Annotated in this window: 19 protein-coding genes, 1 pseudogene and 1 CRISPR repeat array; of the genes and pseudogenes, 4 read left to right on the top strand and 16 right to left on the bottom strand. The window is 74.4% G+C overall.

Annotation, left to right across the window (positions count from 1 at the left end; translation table 11 throughout):
* Positions 1-161: 161 nt before the first annotated feature.
* The gene (locus ACIO92_RS02415) at positions 162-839 is read right to left on the bottom strand and encodes a DUF4230 domain-containing protein (protein ID WP_401239631.1); all 678 of its coding nucleotides are present in this window, start codon (positions 837-839) and stop codon (positions 162-164) included.
* A 182-nt stretch (positions 840-1,021) separates the two neighbouring features.
* On the opposite strand from ACIO92_RS02415, the gene ACIO92_RS02410 reads away from it, so the two are divergent.
* The 3 genes and pseudogenes from ACIO92_RS02410 to ACIO92_RS02400 all read left to right on the top strand — a co-directional run bounded on the left by ACIO92_RS02410 (position 1,022) and on the right by ACIO92_RS02400 (position 6,384).
* A complete protein-coding gene (locus ACIO92_RS02410) occupies positions 1,022-1,774 on the top strand; it encodes a VanZ family protein (protein ID WP_402281183.1) in 753 nt (250 codons plus the stop codon).
* A 454-nt stretch (positions 1,775-2,228) separates the two neighbouring features.
* Positions 2,229-2,693, top strand: a pseudogene (locus tag ACIO92_RS02405) (HAD family hydrolase); the annotation flags it as partial.
* Positions 2,694-2,784: 91 nt separating this feature from the next.
* Positions 2,785-3,789: a CRISPR direct-repeat array (repeat unit 29 nt; unit sequence CGGAACACCCCCGCTTGCGCGGGGAGCAG).
* A 1,617-nt stretch (positions 3,790-5,406) separates the two neighbouring features.
* Positions 5,407-6,384, top strand: coding sequence for an alpha/beta hydrolase (locus tag ACIO92_RS02400; protein ID WP_366445089.1), 978 nt, complete (start codon positions 5,407-5,409; stop codon positions 6,382-6,384).
* A 39-nt stretch (positions 6,385-6,423) separates the two neighbouring features.
* Here ACIO92_RS02400 and ACIO92_RS02395 read toward each other — a convergent pair whose 3' ends face one another.
* From ACIO92_RS02395 to ACIO92_RS02370, 6 genes are all read right to left on the bottom strand, one after another.
* Complete coding sequence (locus tag ACIO92_RS02395) at positions 6,424-7,341, bottom strand: SAM-dependent methyltransferase (RefSeq protein WP_366445090.1); 918 nt, start codon at positions 7,339-7,341, stop codon at positions 6,424-6,426.
* Positions 7,320-7,982: a cysteine hydrolase gene (locus ACIO92_RS02390; protein WP_366445091.1), complete on the bottom strand. Its 663-nt coding sequence runs from the start codon at positions 7,980-7,982 to the stop codon at positions 7,320-7,322. The genes ACIO92_RS02395 and ACIO92_RS02390 overlap by 22 nt, the downstream gene beginning before the upstream one ends.
* Positions 7,979-9,112 (bottom strand): isocitrate/isopropylmalate family dehydrogenase, encoded by a 1,134-nt coding sequence (locus ACIO92_RS02385; protein WP_366445092.1) that lies wholly within the window; start codon positions 9,110-9,112, stop codon positions 7,979-7,981. Before ACIO92_RS02385 ends, ACIO92_RS02390 begins: the two co-directional genes overlap by 4 nt.
* A complete protein-coding gene (locus tag ACIO92_RS02380; RefSeq protein ID WP_366445093.1) occupies positions 9,109-9,645 on the bottom strand; it encodes an EF-hand domain-containing protein in 537 nt (178 codons plus the stop codon). The genes ACIO92_RS02385 and ACIO92_RS02380 overlap by 4 nt, the downstream gene beginning before the upstream one ends.
* 272 nt (positions 9,646-9,917) lie before the next feature.
* Positions 9,918-10,046: a hypothetical protein gene (locus ACIO92_RS02375; protein ID WP_366445094.1), complete on the bottom strand. Its 129-nt coding sequence runs from the start codon at positions 10,044-10,046 to the stop codon at positions 9,918-9,920.
* 198 nt (positions 10,047-10,244) lie between these two features.
* Positions 10,245-14,735 carry a peptidase C14 caspase catalytic subunit p20 gene (locus ACIO92_RS02370; protein ID WP_402281187.1) on the bottom strand — a complete coding sequence of 1,497 codons (4,491 nt, stop codon included), beginning with the start codon at positions 14,733-14,735 and terminating at the stop codon, positions 10,245-10,247.
* 77 nt (positions 14,736-14,812) lie between these two features.
* On the opposite strand from ACIO92_RS02370, the gene ACIO92_RS02365 reads away from it, so the two are divergent.
* Positions 14,813-15,112: a hypothetical protein gene (locus tag ACIO92_RS02365; RefSeq protein WP_402281189.1), complete on the top strand. Its 300-nt coding sequence runs from the start codon at positions 14,813-14,815 to the stop codon at positions 15,110-15,112.
* Positions 15,113-15,585: 473 nt separating this feature from the next.
* Here the strand turns inward: ACIO92_RS02365 and ACIO92_RS02360 are convergent, their stop codons facing one another.
* From ACIO92_RS02360 to ACIO92_RS02320, 9 genes are all read right to left on the bottom strand, one after another.
* Complete coding sequence (locus ACIO92_RS02360; protein WP_366445097.1) at positions 15,586-16,098, bottom strand: DUF3093 domain-containing protein; 513 nt, start codon at positions 16,096-16,098, stop codon at positions 15,586-15,588.
* 58 nt (positions 16,099-16,156) lie between these two features.
* Positions 16,157-16,825 (bottom strand): thioredoxin domain-containing protein, encoded by a 669-nt coding sequence (locus ACIO92_RS02355; protein WP_366445098.1) that lies wholly within the window; start codon positions 16,823-16,825, stop codon positions 16,157-16,159.
* Positions 16,822-19,026 carry a cytochrome c oxidase assembly protein gene (locus tag ACIO92_RS02350; protein ID WP_402281191.1) on the bottom strand — a complete coding sequence of 735 codons (2,205 nt, stop codon included), beginning with the start codon at positions 19,024-19,026 and terminating at the stop codon, positions 16,822-16,824. Before ACIO92_RS02350 ends, ACIO92_RS02355 begins: the two co-directional genes overlap by 4 nt.
* Positions 19,016-19,729, bottom strand: a complete 714-nt coding sequence (locus ACIO92_RS02345) for a copper resistance protein CopC (RefSeq protein WP_402281193.1) — start codon at positions 19,727-19,729, stop codon at positions 19,016-19,018. The genes ACIO92_RS02350 and ACIO92_RS02345 overlap by 11 nt, the downstream gene beginning before the upstream one ends.
* An 83-nt stretch (positions 19,730-19,812) precedes the next feature.
* Entirely contained in the window at positions 19,813-20,478 is a 666-nt protein-coding gene (locus tag ACIO92_RS02340) for a hypothetical protein (protein ID WP_401239663.1), read from the bottom strand.
* Between the two features lie 217 nt (positions 20,479-20,695).
* The gene (locus ACIO92_RS02335) at positions 20,696-20,956 is read right to left on the bottom strand and encodes a hypothetical protein (RefSeq protein ID WP_402596681.1); all 261 of its coding nucleotides are present in this window, start codon (positions 20,954-20,956) and stop codon (positions 20,696-20,698) included.
* Positions 20,957-21,166: 210 nt separating this feature from the next.
* Entirely contained in the window at positions 21,167-21,550 is a 384-nt protein-coding gene (locus tag ACIO92_RS02330) for a hypothetical protein (protein ID WP_366445103.1), read from the bottom strand.
* Between the two features lie 92 nt (positions 21,551-21,642).
* Positions 21,643-21,984, bottom strand: a complete 342-nt coding sequence (locus ACIO92_RS02325) for a GNAT family N-acetyltransferase (RefSeq protein WP_401239667.1) — start codon at positions 21,982-21,984, stop codon at positions 21,643-21,645.
* 33 nt (positions 21,985-22,017) lie between these two features.
* Positions 22,018-22,941, bottom strand: coding sequence for a pirin family protein (locus ACIO92_RS02320; protein ID WP_402281197.1), 924 nt, complete (start codon positions 22,939-22,941; stop codon positions 22,018-22,020).
* Positions 22,942-22,952: the final 11 nt, after the last annotated feature.

Genomic DNA, 22,952 nt, shown 5'->3' with positions numbered 1-22,952 from the left:
ACGCCAACGTGTGCCCGGCCGAAGGCAGCCCGGTGAGCGAGGCGGAACCGGTGCGCGGACCGGGCACCGCCTTCTGTCAGGACGCCCCATAACGTAGAAGGTCTGGACCAATGCGTCAACGGGTTCGGAACGAGTGCGGGGTGGGTGGCGGCCCGGCGGCGTCAGACGTAGGTGACGGTGACGCGCTCGAAACCGAGTGCGCGCAGCAGTCCCTGGAGCATGGCCGTCGTGTTCCGTTCCGCCCGCGACGTCAGGTCCGAACCCTTGGCCGCTTCGCCGATGTGGCGCGCCGCCAGTACGTTGACGGCCTGCTCGCTGGCCGGATTGTCCGAGAAGAAGTCGCCCAGCCGGTCGAGCAGTCCGCGCTGTTTGGAGACCGCGTACGAGCGTCCGGGATCGAGCGCGGGGGCGGCCAGGCGCGCGTGCGGCAGGCGCAGGGTCGCCGTGGTCCGCCGCGTGTCGATCGTCACGGCGTCTTCCCCGACGTCGCCGAGTTCGACGTACGCGCCGACGCTGCCGGTCGCCACGTAGAGGGTGCGGGTGCCGCGGATCGCGGCCGGGAGGAACTTCGCGTCGTGTTCGAGGTCGACGACCACCTGGTAGGTCCCGGCGGCTCCCTCGTACCGCTTCATGTCCTGGACGGACTTCAGGACGGCGGGCCCGGACCGGTCCTTGACCTCGGTCCCGAACACGTCGAGGCCCGGGAGGCGCAGGAGCTGACCCACCGTCATGAGTGCGACGGCCAGGACGAGCAGGGCGACGGCGGCGAGGGGCCACCGGCGCCCACCGCGCTCCCGTCGGGGGAGGGGCGAGCGTCTTCTCTCCGTGTCTTCTCGCATGGACGCCTGTTGCCCTCCCCCCGGAAACTCATGCCCAACAGGCTGGGAAACGCCGCCTGTTGAGACGGGAGAGACCTGTGGTGGAGCTCTGCCGGGCCGTGCCGAGGGGCGCGGAATGAAGGCTCCGCACCCGGGTAGACGACGCCCGTCGGAAAGCTCTCCCGCGAAGGAGTGGTGACCACATGATCAGCTGGGGTGGACCGCGGAGACGGCCGAAGAAGGCGGCGGACGGCACGGCGGGGAAGGCGGGCCGGGGGGTGGGGAGGTTCCGCGCGGCGAGGGCGAGCCGCACGGCGAGCGGGAAGGATCTCGCCACGGCGGCCACGGCGGCCACGGCGGCCACAGCGGCCACGGCGGCCACGGCGGGCACGGCGGACCGAGCCGGAGCCGTACTGTCCCCTCCCGAACCGGGCGGGGCCCCGCCGAAGCGGGCGACGCCGGTCCGAAGCGGTCCGGGCCGGACGGTCCGGGCACTGGTCGCCTTGCTGGCCCTCGCCGGGATGGTGGCGTTCGCCGTCGTCCTCGCCCGGCTCACGCTGGGGGAGTCGCCCGCGTCCGTACCGCTGACCCACGACAACCTCACGCCGGGCCGCTCGATCCGGGCCTATCTGCACCAGCCGGGATTCGTGGAGACCGTGAAGCAGCTCGGCGGCAACGTGGCCCTCGGCGTCCCCTTCGGGCTCCTCCTGCCGCTGCTCTCCCGCAGGGCCCGTGGCGCCGTGCGGGTCGCTCTGCTCACCGCCGCCACGATGCTGATCGTGGAGCTGGTCCAGGGCGCCCTCATCACCGGCCGGGCCTTCGACATCGACGACGCCCTGCTGAACACGGCGGGCGCGCTGCTCGGCTACTTCCTCCTCGGCCGACGACTCGGCCGCGCGGTCCACCCCCGCACGCGCGGGCGCTGGTGGCGCCGGTCGGAGGCCAGGTCCGTGTGACCTCTCGGAGGGAGGGGCGGGGGCCGGTGGGTCGTTCCGGCGGGGGAGGAAGGCGGTCGTCCACCCCTCCGTGCGAGGACGACCGCCTCGGGGGTGGACCGGGACGACCGGGTACGGGCCCGGGGCAGCCGGGGTGACGGTTCGGAGCCGGTACGGCTGCGGTGGGCGGACCGGCTATGTGCAGGGCGGGGACCCGGCCGCGCTGACGGTCGAAGCGAGGCGTACGCGTCGTTCCTGGCGGGGACCGCGAGGGCTGCCCACGTCGACCGCCCACGGTGTTCGTCGGCGCGCGGAGGCGGCGGCCGGGCGCCGCGAGGACACCCGCCCTGCCCTGTCGTAGGTCTGTCGCGGTACGCCGAACCCTCGTACGCTCGCCCCTCATGATCAGGACCGCGGTGTTCGACATCGGCGAGACCCTCATCCGGGACGACCGGTACTGGGCGTCCTGGGCCGAATGGCTCGACGTCTCCCGGCACACCCTGTCGGCGCTCGTGGGCGCCGTCGTCGCCCAGGGCCACGACAACGCGGAGGCGCTTCGGCGCATCCGCCCCGGCATCGACATCGCCGCCGAGTACGCGGCCCGGGAGGCCGCCGGGCGCGGCGAGCACCTCGACGAGACGGACCTGTACGAGGACGTCCGGCCCGCGCTCGCCCGACTGCGGGCACTCGGCGTCCGGGTAGTCGTCGCGGGCAACCAGTCGACCAGGGCGGGAGTCTGCTGCGCGCCCTCGATCTGCCCGCCGACCACCTGGCGATGTCCGAGGACTGGGGGTGCGCGAAGCCCTCCCCGGAGTTCTTCGCGAAGGTCCGCGAAGTCGCGGACGCGCTGCCGGCGGAGACGCTCTACGTGGGCGACCACCCGGCGAACGACCTGTACCCGGCCCGCGCCGCCGGGCTGCGGACCGCACACCTCCGCCGTGGCCCTCTGGGGCACCTCTGGGCCGACGACCCCGCCGTGGTGGCGGCGGCGGACTGGCGAGTCGACTCGCTGTTCGATGTCGTCGACCTGGTGGAACACCCCCGCTTGCGCGGGGAGCAGGCGCCCACGAAGGTGGCCAGCCGGGCGATGTCCGGAACACCCCCGCTTGCGCGGGGAGCAGAAGCGGCGCCGGAGGGAGTACGAGGACGACGACGGAACACCCCCGCTTGCGCGGGGAGCAGGCTTGCGCAGGTGGGCGAGCATGGCTCGCTCCCGGAACACCCCCGCTTGCGCGGGGAGCAGGCCGCGGCATCAATGTCCGGCCGCACGTTGTACGGAACACCCCCGCTTGCGCGGGGAGCAGGGCCAGACGTACCGGCCCGCCCCGGGGAACGCCGGAACACCCCCGCTTGCGCGGGGAGCAGCTCGACATCGCGCTCGCCGACATCGCCGCCGACGGAACACCCCCGCTTGCGCGGGGAGCAGCGGCGCTCGGTGGTCAGGGACCCGACGCGGCCCGGAACACCCCCGCTTGCGCGGGGAGCAGTCGGCCAGACCCTCGGCAAGAAGATCGGCCCGCGGAACACCCCCGCTTGCGCGGGGAGCAGTTGATCACGTTGGCGATGGACGCGGGGGTGAGCGGAACACCCCCGCTTGCGCGGGGAGCAGGACGAGCAGAAGACCGTGCTGGACGCTCTCCACGGAACACCCCCGCTTGCGCGGGGAGCAGACCGGCCAGACCGCGGAAGCCGTCGACAAGTTCGGAACACCCCCGCTTGCGCGGGGAGCAGTCCGTGGGCTACTCGCTCAACCCCGTACGGGGCGGAACACCCCCGCTTGCGCGGGGAGCAGCCGGTGAGCGCGCGCTCCAGGCCGTCGCGGACCGGAACACCCCCGCTTGCGCGGGGAGCAGCCAGGGGCGCTCAATGCAAGCTGTGCTGGCAACGGAACACCCCCGCTTGCGCGGGGAGCAGACCGTGGCCCTGGCCGTGAATGCCATGTATGACGGAACACCCCCGCTTGCGCGGGGAGCAGGCCTCCGGGCGCAGTGTCGGTGCTCATCGGTCCGGAACACCCCCGCTTGCGCGGGGAGCAGACTTGTTGACCTGCGCTTTTTGGAGGCCTTTGCTTTTTCTTTGCTGTTTGTGGAGGCTTGGGGGGCGGGTCCATTCTGGCAGATGCGGTGGGGAGTCCACTGTCGAAGTGCGGGGTGGGTGACCGGTGTCTACGGTGGGCTTCGGTCCTGATCGGTCAGTCTGACCTCGCCCCGCGCGCCGTGAGGGGCTTGTCGTCCAGAACATCGCTCCGCCTGGCCACCCATGAACGCCAGGTCGCGGGCCGTGAGCCCTGGCTCCCTCGCCGCCTCCTGCTTCGCTGGGCTCGAACCGGCTCAGCGCGCTGCTGGGCTGCCGCTCCCCAGCGGGCCGTTGTCGTCCCCCTGCCGCACCGCGCGCCGACGTCCTTCACGCGGCGGTTCGTGCCTGGCTGGTTGCTTCCGGTGTGCTCGACGCTCCCGCCGCCGCGCACTATCTGGCGCAGGGCCACCTTGATCTCGCCTCCAGAAGCTGGGGACATGTCGCTCTCGGGCCCGAACTGCTCGCCACCGCGAAGTGGTTGGTGCTCACCTTGATCCTCGACGATCACATCGGTGAGCGGTGGAGCTTCCTGCCGGAGCCTGAGGGCGTCGGACGGTTCTCGCCCTGTGTGGGCTCTTCGACCTCCCTGGTGCTCCCGGCAGTGGCGTCCCGCTCGTCCGGGCATTCGCCGTGCTCCGTGACGACACCGCGAAGCCGACCCGGCCCGACCGGCAGGGCCGGATACGCCGAGGACCTCAGCGTCCCCGACAGCGCGCTGGAGCGGTCGGCCGCGACCGCTCCGTACGACCCCGCCACCCTCAACGGCTGCCCGTACAGCCCGCGTTCCGCGCTGACCGACTTGCCGGTCCTCACCGCCGGAGGGAGCCCGATCGGGACTCTTCGCCAGGCTCCCCCTCGCCGGACTGCGGGAGACCGTCGGCGACTTCGTCCTGATGACCGGCGGCGCTCCTGCCCCACGGCCTCAACGGGCTTTCCCTACCCGCCGACCGTCTCTGTGCGGCGGCCCGTTCACGGCTGATCCACCTGGTCGAGGAAGTGGAACGGTCCGGGACTGCCGGGTCGAGACCGAGGACCGGGGCTACCCGATGTCCATCCTGGCCGCCGCCGACCAGGACGGCCGGATGTTCGATCCCGACGAGATCACCGACCAGGTCATGACGCTCTTCACCGCCGGGTTCGACACCGCACTCGGCGGCCATCGCCTGCCCCGGGCGCCGTCGTCTACAGCCCCTATCCGTTCCAGCGCCAAGACCGCCACTAACCCGACCCGTTCCGCTTCGACCCGGACCGCCGGCTCAGGGGCGACCCCCGGCCCGGTGCGGATGCGGACCTCCACGCGGACCTCCCCGCCGCCCTCCCCGTCTCCCGGACACCGTGCCCCTGACTCGGTCGGCCGCCGGGGCGGAGCCCGTACCGGCGGTGCCGTCGGATGATCGGACAGGTTGAGGTCCGTTTCCGGCCGATCTGGTGCGGCGCGCCACGGCGCACACGGACAAGGACGGCTCCGGCGGCGCCCCGCGTCTACGTTGTGGACTGTCATCGCACCGCCCCCGCCCGGGGGCCCTCGTGGCGGTGTCGTGCCGTCGTTCCACCGACGTTCCAGGAGAGGCCGGATCATGACCGATCAGAGTCCTGTCAGCGCTGTCGTGCCCGTGCTGGAGCCTGCCGCGGAGGAGTTCGTGCGGGCCACGGACGAGCCGCCTTTCCTGTTCCAGCTGCCGCCCGCCGAGGGCCGCAAGGCCGTGGAGGAAGTGCAGTCCGGGCCGGTGGAGCTGCCGGAGGTGGACGAGGAGTGGGTGAGCGTGCCCGGCGGTCCGACCGGTGAGGTACGGGCCCGGATCGTACGGCCCCGGGGTGTGCGGGGCCCGTTGCCGGTCATCGTGTACATCCACGGCGCGGGCTGGGTGTTCGGCAGCGCCCGCACCCATGACCGCCTGGTGCGTGAACTCGCCGTCGGCGCGGGCGCGGCCGTCGTCTTCCCCGAGTACGACCTGGCGCCCGAGCACCGCTACCCGGTGGCGATCGAGCAGAACTGGACCGTCGCCCGCTGGACCGTCACCGACGGCACCGCCCACGGCCTGGACGCCACCCGCACCGCCGTGGCCGGGGACTCCGTGGGCGGCAACATGAGCGCCGCGCTGACCCTGATGGCCAAGGAACGCGGCGGCCTCGACCTGCGCGCCCAGGTTCTGTTCTACCCCGTCACCGACGCGGGCTTCGACACCGCCTCGTACCACCAGTTCGCCGAGGGCTACTTCCTGCGCCGCGACGGAATGCGATGGTTCTGGGACCAGTACACGACCGACCCGGCCGAGCGCGCCCACATCACCGCGTCCCCGCTGCGCGCCACCACCGAACAGCTCACCGGCCTGCCGCCCGCCCTGGTCATCACCGCCGAGGCCGACGTCCTGCGCGACGAGGGCGAAGCGTACGCCGCCGCCCTGCGCACGGCCGGAGTACCCGTCACCGCCGTCCGCTACCAGGGCATCATCCACGACTTCGTCATGCTCGACGCCCTCCGCGACACCCGAGCCGCCCGCTCCGCGACCGCCCTCGCCGCCCGCACCCTCCGCGAAGCCCTGAGCGAGGACTGAGGTCTCGCCCGGTCCGACCCGGCGCCCGGCTCCCGTACCTCAGCGGCCGGGGGAGGGCGCGGGCCGGGAGCCGGCCGACGCGAAGACCCAGCGGTTGACCGCGAGGGCGTCGTCCGGCTCCGGCAGCGGGCCACGGCCGTGCAGGACGGTGAAGTCGTACGGCCTGCGGACCTCCACGGTCCAGCCCCGCCGGGCGAGTTCACCGGCCGAGTCGGGCCGGGGCCGGGTGTCGAAGAGGGCCAGCAGGTCGATGCCGAGGCGTTCGCGGGCCGCCGCGTACACCGGGTTCGCGCGCACCCCGGGCGACTCAGCGATCTCCTTGACCTCGTACGCCAGGGTGCTCCCGGCCGCGCTCAGCCGGTCCACGGTGGCGACGAGCCGCCGCTCGGCCTCGGCCGGGAGATAGAGCAGCAGCCCCTCGGCGAGCCAGGCGGTCGGGTCGGTGGGGGAGAAGCCCGAGTCGAGCAGCGCCCGTTCCCAGTCGTCCCGCAGATCGACCGCGAGCGGTCGGCGTACGGCCACCGGGGCGGCCCCCGCCCGGTCGAGCACCTCCTGCTTGAAGGCGAGCACCTCCCCGGTGTCGATCTCGTGGACCGTGCACCCCGGCGGCCAGCCGAGACGGAACGCCCGGGTGTCCAGCCCCGCGCCCAGCAGCACCACCTGCCGGACGCCCGTCCGTACGGAGTCCAGCAGATGGTCGTCGAGGGCGCGGGTGCGCAGCCCGAAGTACCGGCCGAGGCGTCCCCAGAGCGGATCGGCGGCCCCCAGGGGCACCTGGTCCGGGTGGACCGGCCAGTCGGCCGACGCCGGAGCCGCGCGGACGAAGTGCTCCGCGAGCGGGTCCGTGGCCAGGGCGTCGGGGCGACGCGTCTCGATCGCTCGGGCGGCGGCCACGAGCAGCGCGGTCCTGCCCACGCCCCCCGCCACACCGGCGGTCAGCCCCGGAGTGACGGGCACGGCACCTCCTCCGGCCAGGTGGCGCCCTTCGCCCCCGCGACCGGTTCCGGTGTCGTCCACGCCCCCGGGTCGTCCGCGGTGGTGGTCCGGGCGCCGTAGAGGACCCGCATGAAGCGGAGGACGGTGTCGTACGGAAGGTGGAGCGAGGTGGTGCACTCGGTCAGCACGGTGACGTGGAAGCCCTTCTGGAAGGCGGTGCGGGCGGTCGAGTCCACGCACACGTCGGCGAACAGCCCCGCGAACACCAGGTGCCCGATGCCCCGTTCGGCGAGATGGCGCTCGAAGCCCCCGGTGAGGAAGGCGTCGAAGGCGGCCCGTTTGGTGAAGACCCGTTCCCCCTCGGCCGGGGCCACCGCGTGGAACTCCGCTCCGTGGGAGCCCTCCAGGCACTTCGGCCGCTTCCCCAGCCGTCGGTCGCGCCACCGCCAACTGGGGCCCTGGTGCGCGGTGTCACCGAGGAAGCGCACGAAGACGACCTCCACGCCCCGCCGACGAGCCGTCTCCACGGCCCGGACGCCACCGGCGACGGCGGCGTCCAGCACGGCGGGATCACCGGGGAAACGGGCCCGTGCCGTCGGGGTCGCGCAGAAGTCGTTCTGCAGGTCCACGACGACCAGGGCCGTTCCGGACGGCCCGGTCACGCCCCGCCGACCAGGGCCGTCGGGTGCGGAGCGGTGACGGCCCCCGGCGGGTCGAGGGCGTCGAGCAGGGCGTCGACCACGGCGGTCGTGGTGTGCCGACCGCCGAGGTCGGGGGTGCCCACACCCCGCCCGGCCAGGGCGCCGAGGGCCGTCTCCACGGCCCGGACGGCACCGGCGGCCCCGCAGTGCCGCTCCGCGACGAGGGCCGCCGCGCGGACCGTCGCCACCGGATTGACCAGGTCCCGGCCCGCCAGGTCGTCGGCGGAGCCGTGCACCGTCTGGTACTCGACGAGACCGCCCGCCCCGGGACCGAGGCAGACGTTCTCCGTGCACCGGTTCTCCTGCCGGTCGGAGCCGAACCGGTCGAGCAGCACGACGTGCATGATGTCGGCCCACTCGTTCCCGGCGACCAGCAGCGTACGGTCCGGGAAGCCGTGGGCGAGGAGGTTACGGTTGACCGTGTCCGGCTGGAACACCTCGATCCGCACCCCGAGCCGGGCCGCGAGCTCGGCCACCCAGGTGTCGAACACGCCGTCGAGCAGATGGAACTTGTACGCGAGCACGATCCGGTCGGGGCCGCCTTCGGGCCACTCCTGCCGCGCCCTCTCCAGGGCGTAGCCGACGACCGCCTCGGTGACCTCCCGGCTGAAGGTCGTCGTGCGGACGATCTCGCCGGGGGAGTGCCGGTTCTCACCCGTGTAGAAACCCTGCGCCTGGTCCCGTACCAGCAGCAGTGAGGCCGGTCCCTCGGTGAGGAGGTCCACCTTCACGGCGCGCAGCCGCTGCCGCACCAGGTACAGGGACTGCGCGTTGATCGCCGTCCGGAAGACGGCCGGGACGCCGCTCCCGGCCAGCTCGCGGCAGAACCGCTCGTAGTGCTCCGCGTCCCGTGCCGTCAGCTCCCGGACGCGGGCGGTGTCCGGCTCGGCGCGGAGCGAGACGTACGAGTGGTAGAGGCGCGGGGAGCGCACGATCTCCGCGCCGAGCGGGAGCCCGGAGGTGAGGGCGCCGAGCACCCGCTCGAAGACGTCGGCGAGTTCGGGACCGGTGCCCCGGCCCACCGCGAGCCCGACCACGGGCCTCGCGGCGGGTAACTCGCCCTCGGCGCCCCGGGGGGCGACGCGGGTCACCGGGAGGCGCCGTCGGTGAGGTGGTCGCCGGGGATTCCGGCCTTCTCGGGCCGGTAGTAGTCCCGGATGCCGTTCGCCCAGGTGGTCACCGGGATGCGGTCGCCGTCGACCGGCTCGAAGGCGTCGAAGAGGGACTCGATGTTGGGTCGCTCGAAACCGATCGCGGTCATGAGGGCGAGGAACTCCGGGCGGTCGACGAAACCGTCGCCGTCCGGGTCGCCCATCGCGGCGAGCGCCTCGGCGAACTCGTCCACGGTGTCGTCGAACCGCTCCGGGGAGAGGACGACGGCCTCGAACTCCTCGTAGCTGATCCGCCCGTCGCGGTCGGAGTCCAGCTCGGTCTCCAGCGTCTTCCAGTACTGCTGGAACGCGCCGAGCAGCCGGGCGGTCGCGGCATCGCCCGCCTTCGGTACCGCGGCGACGGCCCGGCTGCCCATCAGCGTGAAGTCGTCGGGCTCGATGGCGCCGTTGCCGTCGGCGTCGAACAGGGAGAAGACGAGCCGCACACGGTCGTGGGCCTGAGGAGTGGTCATCCTGATGTGCCTGTGCTTTCGGGAGAGGGGAACGCGCCGGGCGCACCCCGGCGGCTGCTCCATTCTCCGGTCGCCCCCGGCGCGCGCCCCGGCGAAACGTGTCCGCGCACACGAAGGAGTGGAATCCGCCGGGCGGTGCGTGAAGCACCGTCCGGCGGGGAAATCCAGGTCTCCCCGGGCCGGTGCCGGTGCCGGTGCCTCGCCGTCGATGTCCTCCCACCCGCCCCTGCGCTGTCGGTGTCCTCCCACCCGCCCCGGCGCCGTCCGTGTCCTCAGCACTCGCCCGGCAGGGTCAGGGCCAGTTCGCGCAGCGTCTCGTTCACCACCCCGCCCGCCCCTCCCAGAGCCGCGCCGCGCAGCCGCCCGTCGCCGGTGCCCGGCGGCGGCGCGACCTCCGCCATCACCCGGGCCCGGCCACACAGCCGCGACAACGCCCGCGGGGACCGGTTCCACACGTCCCGCCCTTCGCGGGCCGGACGGCTGCCCGGAATCCCGGGACGAACACCACAGGGCCGTGCCTCACGGCGACTCCCTCTCCTCCCACACGCGGTCGGAACACGGCCCCGTGGCCCGCACCCCCGGTCCGGCGACCGGCCGCCTCACGGCCCTCCGGGCAGCGGAGCCCCCGGCCCCGAGGGCGCGAGGAAGGCCGCCGGAAGCCGGATCAGATCGCACCGGTGGTCGCCCTGGAGCGCCACCACCAGACCGCCCCGGTCCCGCGCGGCGGCCACGGCGCGCACCGGATAGCCGCGCCGGGGCACCCCCGCACCGCCCAGCCAGGTCCCGGCCCGCACGTCCCACACCGCGGGCGCGCGACGCTCGTCGCACACGAGGAGCAGGGGCCGCTCCGGAGCACCGGCGAAGACCAGCGAGCTCACCGCGAGCGCGTCCCCCGGCAGCGTCCGGCGCTTCCCGCTGCCCGCCCCGCACTCGGCCACCCCGACCGTCCCGGCGTCCACCCACGCGAGCAGCGGAACGGACTCCCCCTCCTCGGCGTCGTACCACTCGCCGAGCGCGATCCTGCCCACCTGCGGGCCGGTGTCCCCGCGCCCGGGAAGCGCGATCCGCTCCGCCCGCGCCAGCCCCCCGTCACGGTGCTCCCGGAGCAGCAGCGCGTCACCCAGATCGGCGGCCAGCCAGCTCGTCCCGTCGGTCATCGCCCGCGCGTCCACCCCGCAGGCCCGCACCCCCGCCGGAACGGACCCCCCGCGCCGCCAGCCCCGCGCCCCGCCCACCGAAAGCTCCGCGCACTCCACCCGCTGCCGGTCCGCCGCGTACAGCCGCACGACACCGGCGGCCTCGTCCACGACGAGCCCCAGCGCGGGCACCCGGTTCCCGGCGTCCCCGCCCAGCTCCAGATCGTGCTCCGCCCGTACGGCCAGCTCCTCGGACAGCAACCACAGCCGGACCGTCCGCCGGGCCGCCGCGACCACCACCCACGACCCGGCACAGCGCTCCGCCCGTACGGCGGTGACCTGGTCGACATGACCGAGGACGACCACCGGGGCCGAAGCCGGGGCGCCCCGGCCGGGCCGCGACACCAGCACCCGGTCACCCCGCACCCGGCAGAGCAGCGGCGTCTCCCCGCCCGCCTCCGCCAGCGCCACCAGCGGCCGCTGGTCATGGCCGCGGCGCGGCAGACCGCGGCCGGTGCCCAGCGCCGACGCGACTCCGAGGACCCGGATGTGGGAGCCGTCGGCAACGGCGAGCGACCCCTGCCCGTTCGGCTCGAACGCCAGCGCCCCCACCCCGGGCGCGGTCAGCGCGAACCGTGCCTCGCGGCCCGGGTCCGCCGGGTCGAGGACACGGACGGTGAGCCCCTCCTGCACCGCGAGCAGCGTCACCTCGCCGCAGCGGCCGAACGCCAGACCCCGGGCGGGCGAGTCGAACGCGTGCACCGGGGACGCCTCCACGGGACCGCACGCCCGGTCGTCCGTCTCGCACAGCCACACCGACACCCGCCCGCCGTCCGCCACCGCGAGCCAGCCCTGCGGCCGCCCGTCCGGCGAGGGCACGTCCAGCGCGGCGGCGGCCACCGCGGGATGACCGAGCGCGCCGAGGTCGAGACCGGCGCCGAGCAGCCCCCGGCTGCCCCTGACACCCAGGTCCACCTCGTGCAGCACCGCCCGGCGGCCCGCCGCCAGGAGGAACACCCGGCGGCCGAGCACGAGGGCGGCGAGCCGCTCGGTGTCCGCCGTGCGGATGTCGGCCAGGCTCTCGTCCCGCTGGTGCAGCGCCCCCCGCTGCCACCGCCACATCCACAGGTGCCGCCCGTCGGCGGCCCACACGATGGTCTCCGCGCCCCGCTCCACGGCGGCGAGCGTCCGCACCGCCCCGCCCCAGCGGTACGCGTAGTCGGGTCTTCGCGCGCCCGACCGCCAGAAGTACACCGCCCGGTCGTCGCGGGCCACCGTCGTCCGGTGCGGACCCGTCCCCACCTCCCGCACCTCGGCCAGCGCCTCGCCCCGGGACCGCTCGGCGCCATGGGTGCGCCGGGTGAGCAGCCGGAGCCCCGACTCCGCGTCCAGGACCAGGACCTCGCCGCGTCCGCCCGCGGCGAGCGTGTCCCCGGCCCGCCGTTCGGTCGCGCCCGCGCCCGCCGTCCAGCTCAGGGTGCGCGCCCCGCCGAGCGGCGCGGGCAGCCGCCATTCCAGCGGGTCCGGCGGCTGATCGGTCCAGTACTCCTGCCAGGGCAGGAAACCCTCGGTCCGTTCGAGGAGCGCGTACGCCGTCTCCCGGTGGCTCACGAACGCGGTGGCCCGCAGCAGCGCCCGCCGCTCGGGGACGTCCAGGTCACGGAAGGCGTCGCCGACCCGCCCGTACAGCGCCGCCCCGTCGCAGTCGCGGGCGAGCGCGGAGGCCAGCGGCAGCATGACGGCCGGGTCGGTCCGCACCAGGAACTCCAGGTCCTCGAAGAGGGCCCGCAGATGCCCGGGACCCGCCTCGGCCGCATGGGCCCCGAGGTTCCCGAGCGTATACGCGTCGGCGGCCCGCCAGTCGGCCGAGGCCCGTCCGCGCAGCGCGCTCACGGCCCTGAGGTGCGCCTCGGCGGTGTCGAGCCCGGCCCGCCGCAGCAGTTGCGGACCGTAGCTGGGGTGCGCCAGATGGAAGGAGCTGTCCCGGCTGTCGGGGACGGGCTGCCGTACCACGATCCCGCCCGCCGCGCCGAGCCCCACCCGGTGCAGGTCACCGGCGGTCAGCTCGGAACTGCCCTCGTCCCGGAGGGCGTTGGCGAGGACCAGCCAGGGGCCGTGCCGGGCGAGGCCCGGCTCCTGCACGACGGCGAGCGGACGCAGCACCTCCTCGGCGCGCTCGGCGCCCTCCTGCGCGGCGAGGTGCCCGATCTCCTCGGCGAACCGCTCGCCGAGGTCCATGCGGCCCTCGTCCATCCAGCGGGTCAGCTCGGCCTCGGTCACGGCCCAGGGCCGCCGGGCGAGGTACCGGGCGGTGAGCCGCGCCACCAGGAACGAGCCCCGGCTGCGGGCGGCGACCGTCCGGGCGATCCACTCCCGGTCCTCCGCGTGCGGGTACGGAGGCGCCTCCGCCAGCACCGAGGCCACCATCCCGGCGATGCTCTCGCCCGCCTCCTGGTCGTCGCCGAGCACCAGCGGGGCCACGCTCTGGTCCAGCGTGTCCGTGAGGGTCTCCTCCGCCTCCCGGGCGGTGGTACGACGGCGTGGCCGCGGCCGGGTGGCGACGACGACCCGGACGCCCCACAGCGAGGCCAGCGGGTTGAGTAGATGGCGGGAGATCTCGTGGGCCTGTTCGGGCAGTGCCTCGTCGAGGGCGTCGAAGAGCAGGTTCAGCGAGCCGGACGCGGCGACCAGTTCGTCGACCGCGCGGCGGCAGCGGTCCGGTGTCACCGGCCCCTCGGGCAGCGGCGGCATCCCGTCGAGCCCGGCGAGCACCTGCCACAGGGCGCCCGTCAGCGAGTGCAGGGACCGGCCCCGGCAGGACAGCGCGGCATGGACCGTACCGGTGCGGGGGAGGGTGGCGAGCGGCAGATCGGGCCCGAGACCGTCCCGCCACGAGGACAGCGAGGTGAGGGCGAGGCGCCCGAGGAGGGCGGTCTTGCCGCTGCCCGCGGGACCGGTGACCGCGAGCAGCCCCCGGGGATGGGTGTCCATCCAGCGGACCACCCGGCTCAGGGCGCCGTGCCGCCCGGCGAAGTGGCGGCGCAGATGCCCGTCGTCCTCCAGCCCGAACTGCTCGGCACCGAACCAGGGGGTCCGGTCCCGCAGCACCGCCGTGGTGTGCACCTTGCGCCGGGGTTCGACGAAGTACGGGTTGTCGAGGAAGCTGTTGGGCAGCGCCCTGACCTCGGTGTACGCGGGACGCTGGGCGGGCTCGTCGATGCCGGCGGCCGCGGCGGCGCCGTCGACGGCCTCCAGGAGGTACGGCACCGGCAGGTGCGGCGCGGCCGGGTCGAAGGGGTGCGCGTGGTCCGCCGCGACGAACTCCGGCGCGCGCAGCACCTCTTCGAGCCAGTCGACCCAACGGCCCTCCGGCACCGACGAGTCCGTGCCGGAGGTCGCGACGACGACCAGCCCGGCCTTGCGGTGCCGCCGGGCGTGGCCGACGCCCTCCCGTTCGGCGGAGAGGGCGCGGTCGAGCGCGGCGGGCAGGTGCCCGTGCGAGAAGCAGACGTCCACGACCAGCAGGGTGTCGGCGGTGGAACCGGGGCTGAGCAGCCGGTCGACCAGGTCCGTCAGGGCGATCGCCCGCCCGGGGTCGAACCGGCCGTCGGTACAGGAGTCCTCGCAGGCGAGGAAGTAGCCCAGCGGGCCCAGGTCGTAGCCGTGCCCCGTCCAGTACAGGATCTTCCGTTCGGCGCCGTGCGCGAGGAAGTCCTCGATGCCCGCCCATAACCGCGCGCGGGTGGCGCCCTCCGCGTCGACGGGGACGCTGTCGCCGAAGCCGAGCCGGTCCCGGGCGATCCCGGTGAACCGGTCGCGGACCTCGGAGACGTTCCGCAGGTCCGGCAGGACGCGGCGCGCCCCCACCGGATGCGCGTAGTGGGACACGGCCACCGTGCCGACGAGCGCCGAGGCCCGCCGCTCCGACCGGATCATCGTCAGGTGCTCGACCACATCACGTCCGTATCCTGTCCGGGCCGCCGTGACGTGTGCCACACGTCAACGCGAACACACTCATTAAAGGGGCGTCGATGGCTCAGCGGGACAGGTTCACCCTGCTCGGCGGGGAAACGCCATGTCACCTCTTCGAAGGTGACGGGATACGGCCCATCCTGGAGGACGACATCCGTGTCGAGTACCGCCCTGAACGGGTGGAGTTCCCGGACGGGACCGGTGGCTGGCGGCACGCCATCCAGGAGGCCGAGGAACGCGAGGAGGCGCTGGGGCAGCCGTACCGCTGGAACAACGAGCGGATCGTGGTCACGCGCACCCCTCTCGCGGAGGACCCGGCCGTCACGCTCGCGCTCCGGGACGCCGTCTACGCCGACTGATACGACTTCCTCACCACCTCGATCAAGGTGGACCGCGCGCAGGAGAACGGCCTGACCCCGCGCGAGCAGTACCTGGAGAGCCAGGACCCCGTCGACACCCCCGCGCACACGGACTGCGGCTTCGGCGTGAACGCGGCCCTGGGGACCGGCCGGGACGGCAAGACGCTGTTCTCGCACCGCGGCCCCCGGGTGGCCGGTCCCCACGACGACCACGGGAACTCCTCCGCGAAGGAGGGCCTGGCCAGGGATCACGACCAGCCCGCCGACGGCTCCCCGGTCAGCCCGTACGCGGCGGCCCGCCGGGCCCTGTTCGAGGAGCCGGCCGCGCACTCCACGGACGGCCGACCGGCCCGCCGAGAACCGGACACCGTGCGCACCCGCCCTCTTCTCCCTCGCCCTGGTGCGCGCCGCCGTCCGCCGAGCGGACGGCGACCCCGCCGCCCGCTTCGTGGTGGAGGAGGCGGAACAGCGGGTCATGGCCCGGCGGGACCACCCGTAGCGCCACTGGGTCCGGAGGGGAGCGCCGCGCTCCTGATCGCCTCCGCGAGGGCCTCCGGGGAGCGGGTGGACAGATAGACGTACGGCGTCGGGTCCGCCGGGTCCACGACCTCGACGCGCAGCGCCGTCGGGACGTACCCGCGCATCAGCGTGAACGCCCGGAGGTCGGCCCGGTGGGTCCGCCAGGCGCGGGCCTCCTCCCCTTCGAGGGTCTCCGGCTCGCCGAGGGCGGCCACCGGGATGCGGGCGTCCCCCGCGACGAGGAGCCCGCCGACGATCCGGATGCGCGCCGAGCCCTGGGCGCTGACCGTCGACGCGGCGATGCCGGTGCCGACGGCCAGCGCGAGCAGCGCGGGGAGCAGCCCGAAGGGGAAGAAGACCAGGGCCATGGAGAACCCGAAGAGGAAGGCGATGAACCACCAGGAGCGCGGTGCGGTCAGCCGCTCGTCGTAGGTGGTGGCGGGGGTGGGCGTGGGAGCGGGGGGCATGGGGCACCTCGTGGTGGGTGGGTGGGAGGACGGGCCGCCGCCGGGCGCGGCGGCGGGATCAGCGGGCGAGACGGGCGTCGATCAGTGCCTTGAACGCCTCGTACGTGGGCGGGGTCGCGATCTTGATCCCGTCCACCAGGAACGTCGGGGTGCCCTGGACCCCGAGGCCCAGACCGTCCCGCTGGTCGGCCCGCACCCGCTCGGCCGTGCGCGGGTCGGCGAGGGCGGTGTCGTACGCCCGCAGGTCCAGGCCGATCTCCCGCGCGTACGAACGGAACACGTCCGCCTTCGACTCCTTCGCCTCGCCCCACTCGCGCTGGGTGGCGAAGAGCCGGGCGTACATCTCGGCGAACTTCCCCTGCCGGGCGGCGGATTCGGCGGCCAGGGCGGCCGACTCGGCGTTGTGGTGGCCGGGCATGGGGAAGTAGCGGACGACGAACGTCACCCGGTCCCCGTACTCCGCACGGAGCTTCTCCACGACCGGGTACGACGCGCCGCACGCCTCACACTCGAAGTCCAGGAACTCCACGACGGTCAGCTCGCTGCGCCGCGGGGTGGTCAGCCGGTGACTGTCCCCGCGCACGGGCAGGACCTCGGCGGCGGGCGTCGCGTTCAGACCGCCGTCGGTCCTGCCCTGCGGATTCAGCAGCAGGAACGAGCCGAACGCGGCGGCGAAGGCCGCCGCGAGCACGGCGGCGACGATCAGGTTCTTCTTCAGCTTGCTCATGATTCCTCGGTGGGGGACGTGGTACGGGAGGGGGAAGGGGCGCCGGAAGAGGCCGAAGGGAGCAGCGGGGAGGGAGCGGACTCAGGCTTCGGTGCTGGTGCTGGTGCTGGTGCTGGTGCTGGTGCTGGTGTGGGTGTGGGTGTGGGTGTGGGTGTGGGTGCGGGGCGGTGGGCGGGTGGTGCGGCGCGGCGGTCGCGGGCGTGGAGACCCGCCAGATACGCGTTGTACGCGGCCAGCGGATCACCCTCCCCGCCACGGTCGATCCGGCGGTCCACCCGCCGGGCCTCCCGGGCGTCGGACCGCACCCACTGGATCGCGAGGACCACGGTGGTCAGCAGGACCGGGATGTCGCCGGTGGCCCAGGCGATGGCCCCGGCGTCGTACTGGTCGGCCAGCGCGTCCGGCACCCACGGCCGGTCGAGCCGTTCCCACCAGCCCGCGCCGATCAGATCGGTCGAACTCATCAGGGAGATGCTGAACCAGGAGTGGAACGGCATCGTCAGGATGAGCACGAAGAGCCTGCCCAGGTGCGGCGGACGACGCGGTCCCGGGTCGACACCGATGATCACCCAGAAGAACAGCAGCCCGGTGCCGAGGAAGTGCGTCAGCATCACCACGTGCCCGAGATGACTGCTCATCAAGGTCTCGAACAACGACGTGAAGTACACCGCGAACGCACTGCCGATGAACAGGACACTCGCCACCACGGGATGCGAGAGGACCCTCACGTAGCGGCTGTGCAGCAGCTTCACCAGCATCTCGCGGGGCCCGTCCGGTTCGCCCCCGGGAGCCTTGGGCAGCGCGCGCAGCGCCAGGGTCGCGGGAGCGCCCAGGACCAGCAGGATCGGCACGGTCATCGCCAGGACCATGTGCTGGCCCATGTGCACGGCGAACATCACCTTGCCGTACACGGCCAGCCCGCTCATCGTCGAGAACACCGTCACGGCCAGACCGGCCAGCCAGGAGACCGTACGACCGACCGGCCACCGGTCGCCCCGGGCGCGCAGTGTGCGCACCCCCGCCAGGTACAGCAGCGCGGCGGCCCCCGTACCGAACGCGAACAGCGGGTCGAAGTGCCACTCGGTGAACAGCGGGGTCCACGGGAAGTCACCCAGCGGTGGCGGCACGGGGAAGCCGAGCAGTTCCTCGGCCGGGCTCCGCGGCGCGCCCGCCGCCCCCGGCGCGGGGGTGCGGGAGAGGCCCACCGCCAGACCGGTCGCCGCCGCCATGACCAGCAGTTCCCCGGCGGCCAGCCGGACGAACGCCCACCGTGAACCGGAGGCGAGCGCCGGGAGGGTACGCCTGCGGTGCAGGAGGCCGATGCCGCAGAGGACGGCGAGCGCCACCGCCTTGGCCAGCACCATCAGTCCGTACCCGGTGGTGAACAGCTCGGTGACGGAGAGCCTGACCACGGCGTTCACCAGGCCGCTGGCCCCGACCGCGAGCAGCGACCAGGCGGCGAGCGGACCGAACCGCCGGGCCGCGTCGACCGCCCGGGGCTCCCGGCGGGCCACGACCACCAGGAGGAAGAGGAGCCCGCCGGCCCAGACCGCCGCGCCGACCAGATGCAGGGCGAGGCTGGTCACGGCCGCGTCGTGGTCGCCCGCCGCCGAGGAGTGGCCGGTGAAGGCGGGCGGCAGCAGCCCGGCGACCGCGAGCAGCAGGGCCGCCCGTGCCCAGCGGGACGTGCCGATGCCGAGGCAGAGGGTCGCGAGCAGGGCCGCGGCGGCGCCGGAGAGCGCGTACGCCCGCCCCCGCGCGTCGGTGAGGACGAAGTCGGCGACCGTCGCCGGGGACAGGACCGCGCCCACGGGCCGCGCGAACAGGTCCGAGAGCGTGAACACGAGCGTGGCGGCCGAGGCCACGGCCCAGCCGCTCGCGGTGGCCGACGCCCAGGTCAGATACCGCAACCGCACCGGATCGAGCCGTCGCCCGCCGGGCAGGAGCACGACGACCAGCAGCAGCGCGCCGACGGTCGCCACGGCGGAGACGTCACCGAGGGCCCGCGCGAGGGGCAGGCCCCAGGCCGTGACCGGCCCGGCGTCCTCGATGCCGGGCACGGCGGACCCGGCCCCGCCCCCGGTCCGTACGACCAGGAGGGCGACGGTGAGGCAGAGGAGCAGCGCCGCCGTGAGGACGGCGGGGAGCCGCGGTGTGCGGCGGGCTTCCGGATGGTGGGGAGCGGTCGGTTCAGTCGCCACTGCGGGTCCTCCGGCGCCGGGCCGCGAACACGCCGAGGGCGCAGACGAGGGCGAGGAGACCGGCGCCCGCGAGCACGGCGGGGGTGCCGGGGGAGGAGCCCTGACCAGGGGCGGGGCGGCCGGACGCGGCAGTTCCGGTGGGGCTTCCGGAGTCGGTGGGGGCGCTGGTCTCCGTACCGGCGGCGGAGGGTCCGGCGGCGCTCGGACCGGCAGCCGTGGTCGTCGGCCGCGTCAGTGGGGTCGGCCGTGTTGGACTCGTGGGCTTCTCCGGTCGGGGAGGCCGCGTCGGTCGTGCCTGCTGGGTCTGCCGTGACGCTTCGACGGTGAAGGTGTACGACCCCGAGACCGGATGGCCGTCGGCGGAGACCACGCGGTAGCCGACGGTGTACCGGCCCGCGAGGGCGTCGGGCCGCAGGGCCAGGGAGACCTCACGGCCACTGACCCGGGGCGCGCCGAGGGCGGCCGTGGTTCCGTCGGCCGCGGTCACGGCGACCTGCGCGTACTTCTGGGCCATGGGGTCGGTGAAGGTGAGGACGACCTGGTCAGGGGGCGCGCCGAGCGAGGTGTTCCGCTCGGGGCTGCTGTTCTCCAGGCCGGTGTGGGCCGCCGCCAGGGGGGCGGCGAGGGCGACCGTGCCGAGGGCCAGCGGCACGGTGAGGGCGCGCGCGGCCGTACGGGCGGCGCGCCGGGGGAAGGCGTCCATGGGTGGGGAAGCTCTCTGCTGGGTGCCGGTGGGCAGGGGCCACCGGGCGGTGGGGGACCGGCGGTGGGGCCCCCGTCGCCTCGTCAGAGCACGCAGGGGCCGCCGGTCGGCGCCGGTCGGGAGAGAAGGGGGGCGTACGGGCGAGGCGGGGCGCGGCCCCGGTGCGGGCGTACGAGCAGGGCGGAGCGCAGCACCGAGGTGCTGCGGCGCAGGGTGAGGCGCGGGCCGGTGCCGGGGGTGACGACGAGTGGCCGCCACAGGAGGAGCAGGGTGTGGTGGACGACGTCCAGGAGCGGCCTGGCCTGCCACAGGAGGCGTTCGGTGAGGCCGAGCAGCCGGGCGGCGATCAGCACGGTGACCAGGTGTCCGGCGAGGAGCACGCCGGACGGGGGACCACCGGTGGCACCGTGTTCGACGAGCCAGGGGGAGCCGGTCGCGGAGCCGCCGGGATCGACGATCGCGGCGCAGGCGCCCGGCAGGGAGTACGCCCCGTGATAGGCCAGCTGGGAGGCGGTGAGGGCGCCGATCACCTGGGTGTCGGTGAGCCTGCGGCGGGTGACGAAGACGGCTCCGGGCACGGCGACGGCCGCCGCGACGAGGGTCACGAGCCAGGGAGGCGTGTGGCCCCGGGACAGCGCGTGGCCGACGAGGGGGAGGAGGACGCAGAGCACCGCGAGCGTCCCGGCCCGCACCCCGCGCAGCGCGCCCACGGCCGGTGAGGCGGGGCGGTTCGCGCGGAGCGGTCGCATCGGGTCGGCCCTCGTGAGGTCGTCGGGAGCGGGCGGAGAGAGGGCAGCGGACGGGCCGTCCGCCCCGGACCGGCCCGCTGAAGGGTACCCGCCGAGGCAGCCACCCCCGGAGGGCAGGGGGCGTTCCGCCGTGGTGCCGTCCCTCAGGGGCGGGTGGGGACCATGAGCTCATCGCTCATGGTCGGGCCGAGGTGAACGGTCGGGCGGCGAAGGGCGTTCAGAACCACTGGCCCCAGCCGAAGGTGGCGGTGCAGGCCCGTCGGACGGCGTCCCCGCCGCGCCCGCCGCAGGTGTGGACCACCGTCGGCGCGAGCAGGAACCAGGCCCCGAAGACAGCGGCGACGACCGGGGCCCGTCGAGGTCCGGCGGCGGAACCGGCGACCACGATCAGGAGGACGACGGTCACTCCCGGGCCGAGGCGGGCGTCGGGCACATCGGAGCGCATGACCTCCCGCACGGCGCGGCGTGATTCCCGCATGTCCCGGGTGTACCGGGGCACCGCGTCCTTCCCGTTCTCCGGCTCGGAGCGGTGCTCCATGAGTTGGCCCCCTGCGGATCCGGCCGCGACGACGGCCCGACAGCGTAGGACGCTTCCCGAGGCCGGTCGTCATCGGCGGCCCGGCGGGGTGGAAGCCCTGTTCCGAGCACGGGCCCGTGCGGCCACGGGCCCGTCGGCGCTCTCCGCCGTCTACACCCGCACGACGGCGTCCTCCGGGGTCTCGTCGAGTACGAGGCCGTTGTCGAGGCGGACGCGGGCGGTCACCCGGTTCCGTTCCTGCTGGAAGGCCGTCCACGCGGCTTTCAGGGAGGTGACCTGGTCCTCCAGCCGGGCCAGGCTCTCCGGGGGCATCTGGGGTCCGTAGTCGTCGAGGAGCGTCTTGAGCCGTTCGTACTCGCGGGCGTCCGCGCTCCACCGCTTCTCGTACGTGCGCACCCGCTCGACCGTGCCCTCGGTGCCCGCCGCCACGGCCAGGAATCCGGCCGGGGATCCGTCGTCCCGGGTGACCCCGCCCAGCCGGAGGTCGGTCGTCAGCCGTACGCGCAGGCCCGCCGTCAGTGCCATCGGTGTCATCGGTACTCGTTCCTCCCGGTCGGCCGGGTCGCGGCCGCTCGCGCGCGGAGGAACCCGGGGGCCCATTATTCAGGGGCCCCCGGGGGCCCGGTTCAGCGGGCGAGCTGTGCCTCCAGCCAGCTGAGGACCTCGGGGGTCACCGGGTCGGTGATGTCCGCGAACTCCTCGTGCTTCTTCAGGAACTTGGCCACGTACGGGCAGACCGGGACGAGCCGCCTGCCGGAGGCGCGGACGTCGGTGAGCGCCTGTTCGACCAGGATCGAGGCGAGGCCCTGCCCGGCGTGGGCGTCGTCGATCTCGGTGTGGAAGAAGACCCGCTGCCGGTCGCGGTCCCGGTAGGCGGTGAGGCCCGCGCGCCGGTCGTCGACGAGGATCTCGTAACGGTGGCGGGCCTCGACGTCACGGACGACGGGGGCGCCGGTCTGCTCGCTCATGGGGTGCCTTTCGGGGTGGGTGGGGAGCGGGGTTCAGGTGCGGGGCGGGTTGCCGCGCGGGGTGAGGGAGGCGTTCGGGAGGACGGGGGCCGGGAGCCGGTCGCCCGGGTAGCCCTCGACGTGGCCGAAGCGGTCGGAGGCGCGCTCCCATTCCTCCCGCGCCTCGACGATGTCCTGGTGGGTGCGGCCGATGAAGTTCCACCACATCACGATCCGCTCCTCGAACGGGGTGCCGCCGAGGAGGACGGCCCTCGCCCGGTGGCCGGACTCGTTCGTCAGGGTCAGGGTGGCGTGGCCGGGGGCGACGTAACCGAGTTCGGCGGGGTCCAGGACCGTTCCGGCGAGCCGTACCGTGCCCTCGTCGACGAGCAGACCGTGCTCGAAGCCGGGGTCGACGTCGAGGGTGATGGTGGCGCCGGGGTCGAGGAGGAGTTCGGCGCCGAGCAGCGGGGTGAAGGTGGGGACGGGGGAGGTGTCCCCGGCGAGGGTGCCGAGGAACACGCGGAGTTCGGCGCCGTCGAGCCGGACCGGCGCGGGCGCGTGGTGCCGGAAGTCGCGGGGGGCGTGGCGGTGTTCCTCGGGGAGGGCGACCCAGAGCTGGACGCCGTGCAGGACGGTGGTGCCGGGGGTGGAGACCTCGGTGTGGCTGATGCCGTGTCCGCCGGTCATCAGATTGATCTCGCCGGGCCGTACGAGGGCGTGGGTGCCGAGGCTGTCGCGGTGCTCGATCTCCCCGGTGAAGAGCCAGCTGGCGGTCTGGAGGCCGGTGTGGGGGTGGGGCGCCACGTCCATCCCGCCGGACTCGGCGACCCGGTCGGGCCCGTAGTGGTCGGCGAAGCACCAGGCGCCGATGAGGGTCCTGGACCGCTGGGGCAGGGTGCGGCGTACGGTCATGGCGCGCGGTCCGCCGAGCGGGACGTCCCGGGCGGTGAGGATCTCGACCTCCGTGTCGGACATGGCCGACCCCT

This window comes from Streptomyces sp. NPDC087215, from assembly GCF_044744885.1.
Lineage (GTDB): Bacteria > Actinomycetota > Actinomycetes > Streptomycetales > Streptomycetaceae > Streptomyces.
Note: the sequence above shows the minus strand (reverse complement) of the source record. Positions and strands in the feature narration are given on the sequence as shown.

Excerpts from the sequence above, each read along its gene's own strand:
- ACIO92_RS02340 (WP_401239663.1), bottom strand. The coding sequence starts at position 20,478 with ATGCGACCGCTCCGCGCGAACCGCCCCGCCTCACCGGCCGTGGGCGCG.
- ACIO92_RS02410 (WP_402281183.1), top strand. The coding sequence starts at position 1,022 with ATGATCAGCTGGGGTGGACCGCGGAGACGGCCGAAGAAGGCGGCGGAC.
- ACIO92_RS02375 (WP_366445094.1), bottom strand. The coding sequence starts at position 10,046 with ATGGCGGAGGTCGCGCCGCCGCCGGGCACCGGCGACGGGCGGCTGCGC.
- ACIO92_RS02320 (WP_402281197.1), bottom strand. The coding sequence starts at position 22,941 with ATGTCCGACACGGAGGTCGAGATCCTCACCGCCCGGGACGTCCCGCTC.
- ACIO92_RS02345 (WP_402281193.1), bottom strand. The coding sequence starts at position 19,729 with ATGGACGCCTTCCCCCGGCGCGCCGCCCGTACGGCCGCGCGCGCCCTC.
- ACIO92_RS02380 (WP_366445093.1), bottom strand. The coding sequence starts at position 9,645 with ATGACCACTCCTCAGGCCCACGACCGTGTGCGGCTCGTCTTCTCCCTG.
- ACIO92_RS02325 (WP_401239667.1), bottom strand. The coding sequence starts at position 21,984 with ATGAGCGAGCAGACCGGCGCCCCCGTCGTCCGTGACGTCGAGGCCCGC.
- ACIO92_RS02360 (WP_366445097.1), bottom strand. The coding sequence starts at position 16,098 with ATGCCCCCCGCTCCCACGCCCACCCCCGCCACCACCTACGACGAGCGG.
- ACIO92_RS02355 (WP_366445098.1), bottom strand. The coding sequence starts at position 16,825 with ATGAGCAAGCTGAAGAAGAACCTGATCGTCGCCGCCGTGCTCGCGGCG.
- ACIO92_RS02415 (WP_401239631.1), bottom strand. The coding sequence starts at position 839 with ATGCGAGAAGACACGGAGAGAAGACGCTCGCCCCTCCCCCGACGGGAG.
- ACIO92_RS02335 (WP_402596681.1), bottom strand. The coding sequence starts at position 20,956 with ATGCGGGAATCACGCCGCGCCGTGCGGGAGGTCATGCGCTCCGATGTG.
- ACIO92_RS02330 (WP_366445103.1), bottom strand. The coding sequence starts at position 21,550 with ATGACACCGATGGCACTGACGGCGGGCCTGCGCGTACGGCTGACGACC.
- ACIO92_RS02400 (WP_366445089.1), top strand. The coding sequence starts at position 5,407 with ATGACCGATCAGAGTCCTGTCAGCGCTGTCGTGCCCGTGCTGGAGCCT.
- ACIO92_RS02365 (WP_402281189.1), top strand. The coding sequence starts at position 14,813 with ATGGCTCAGCGGGACAGGTTCACCCTGCTCGGCGGGGAAACGCCATGT.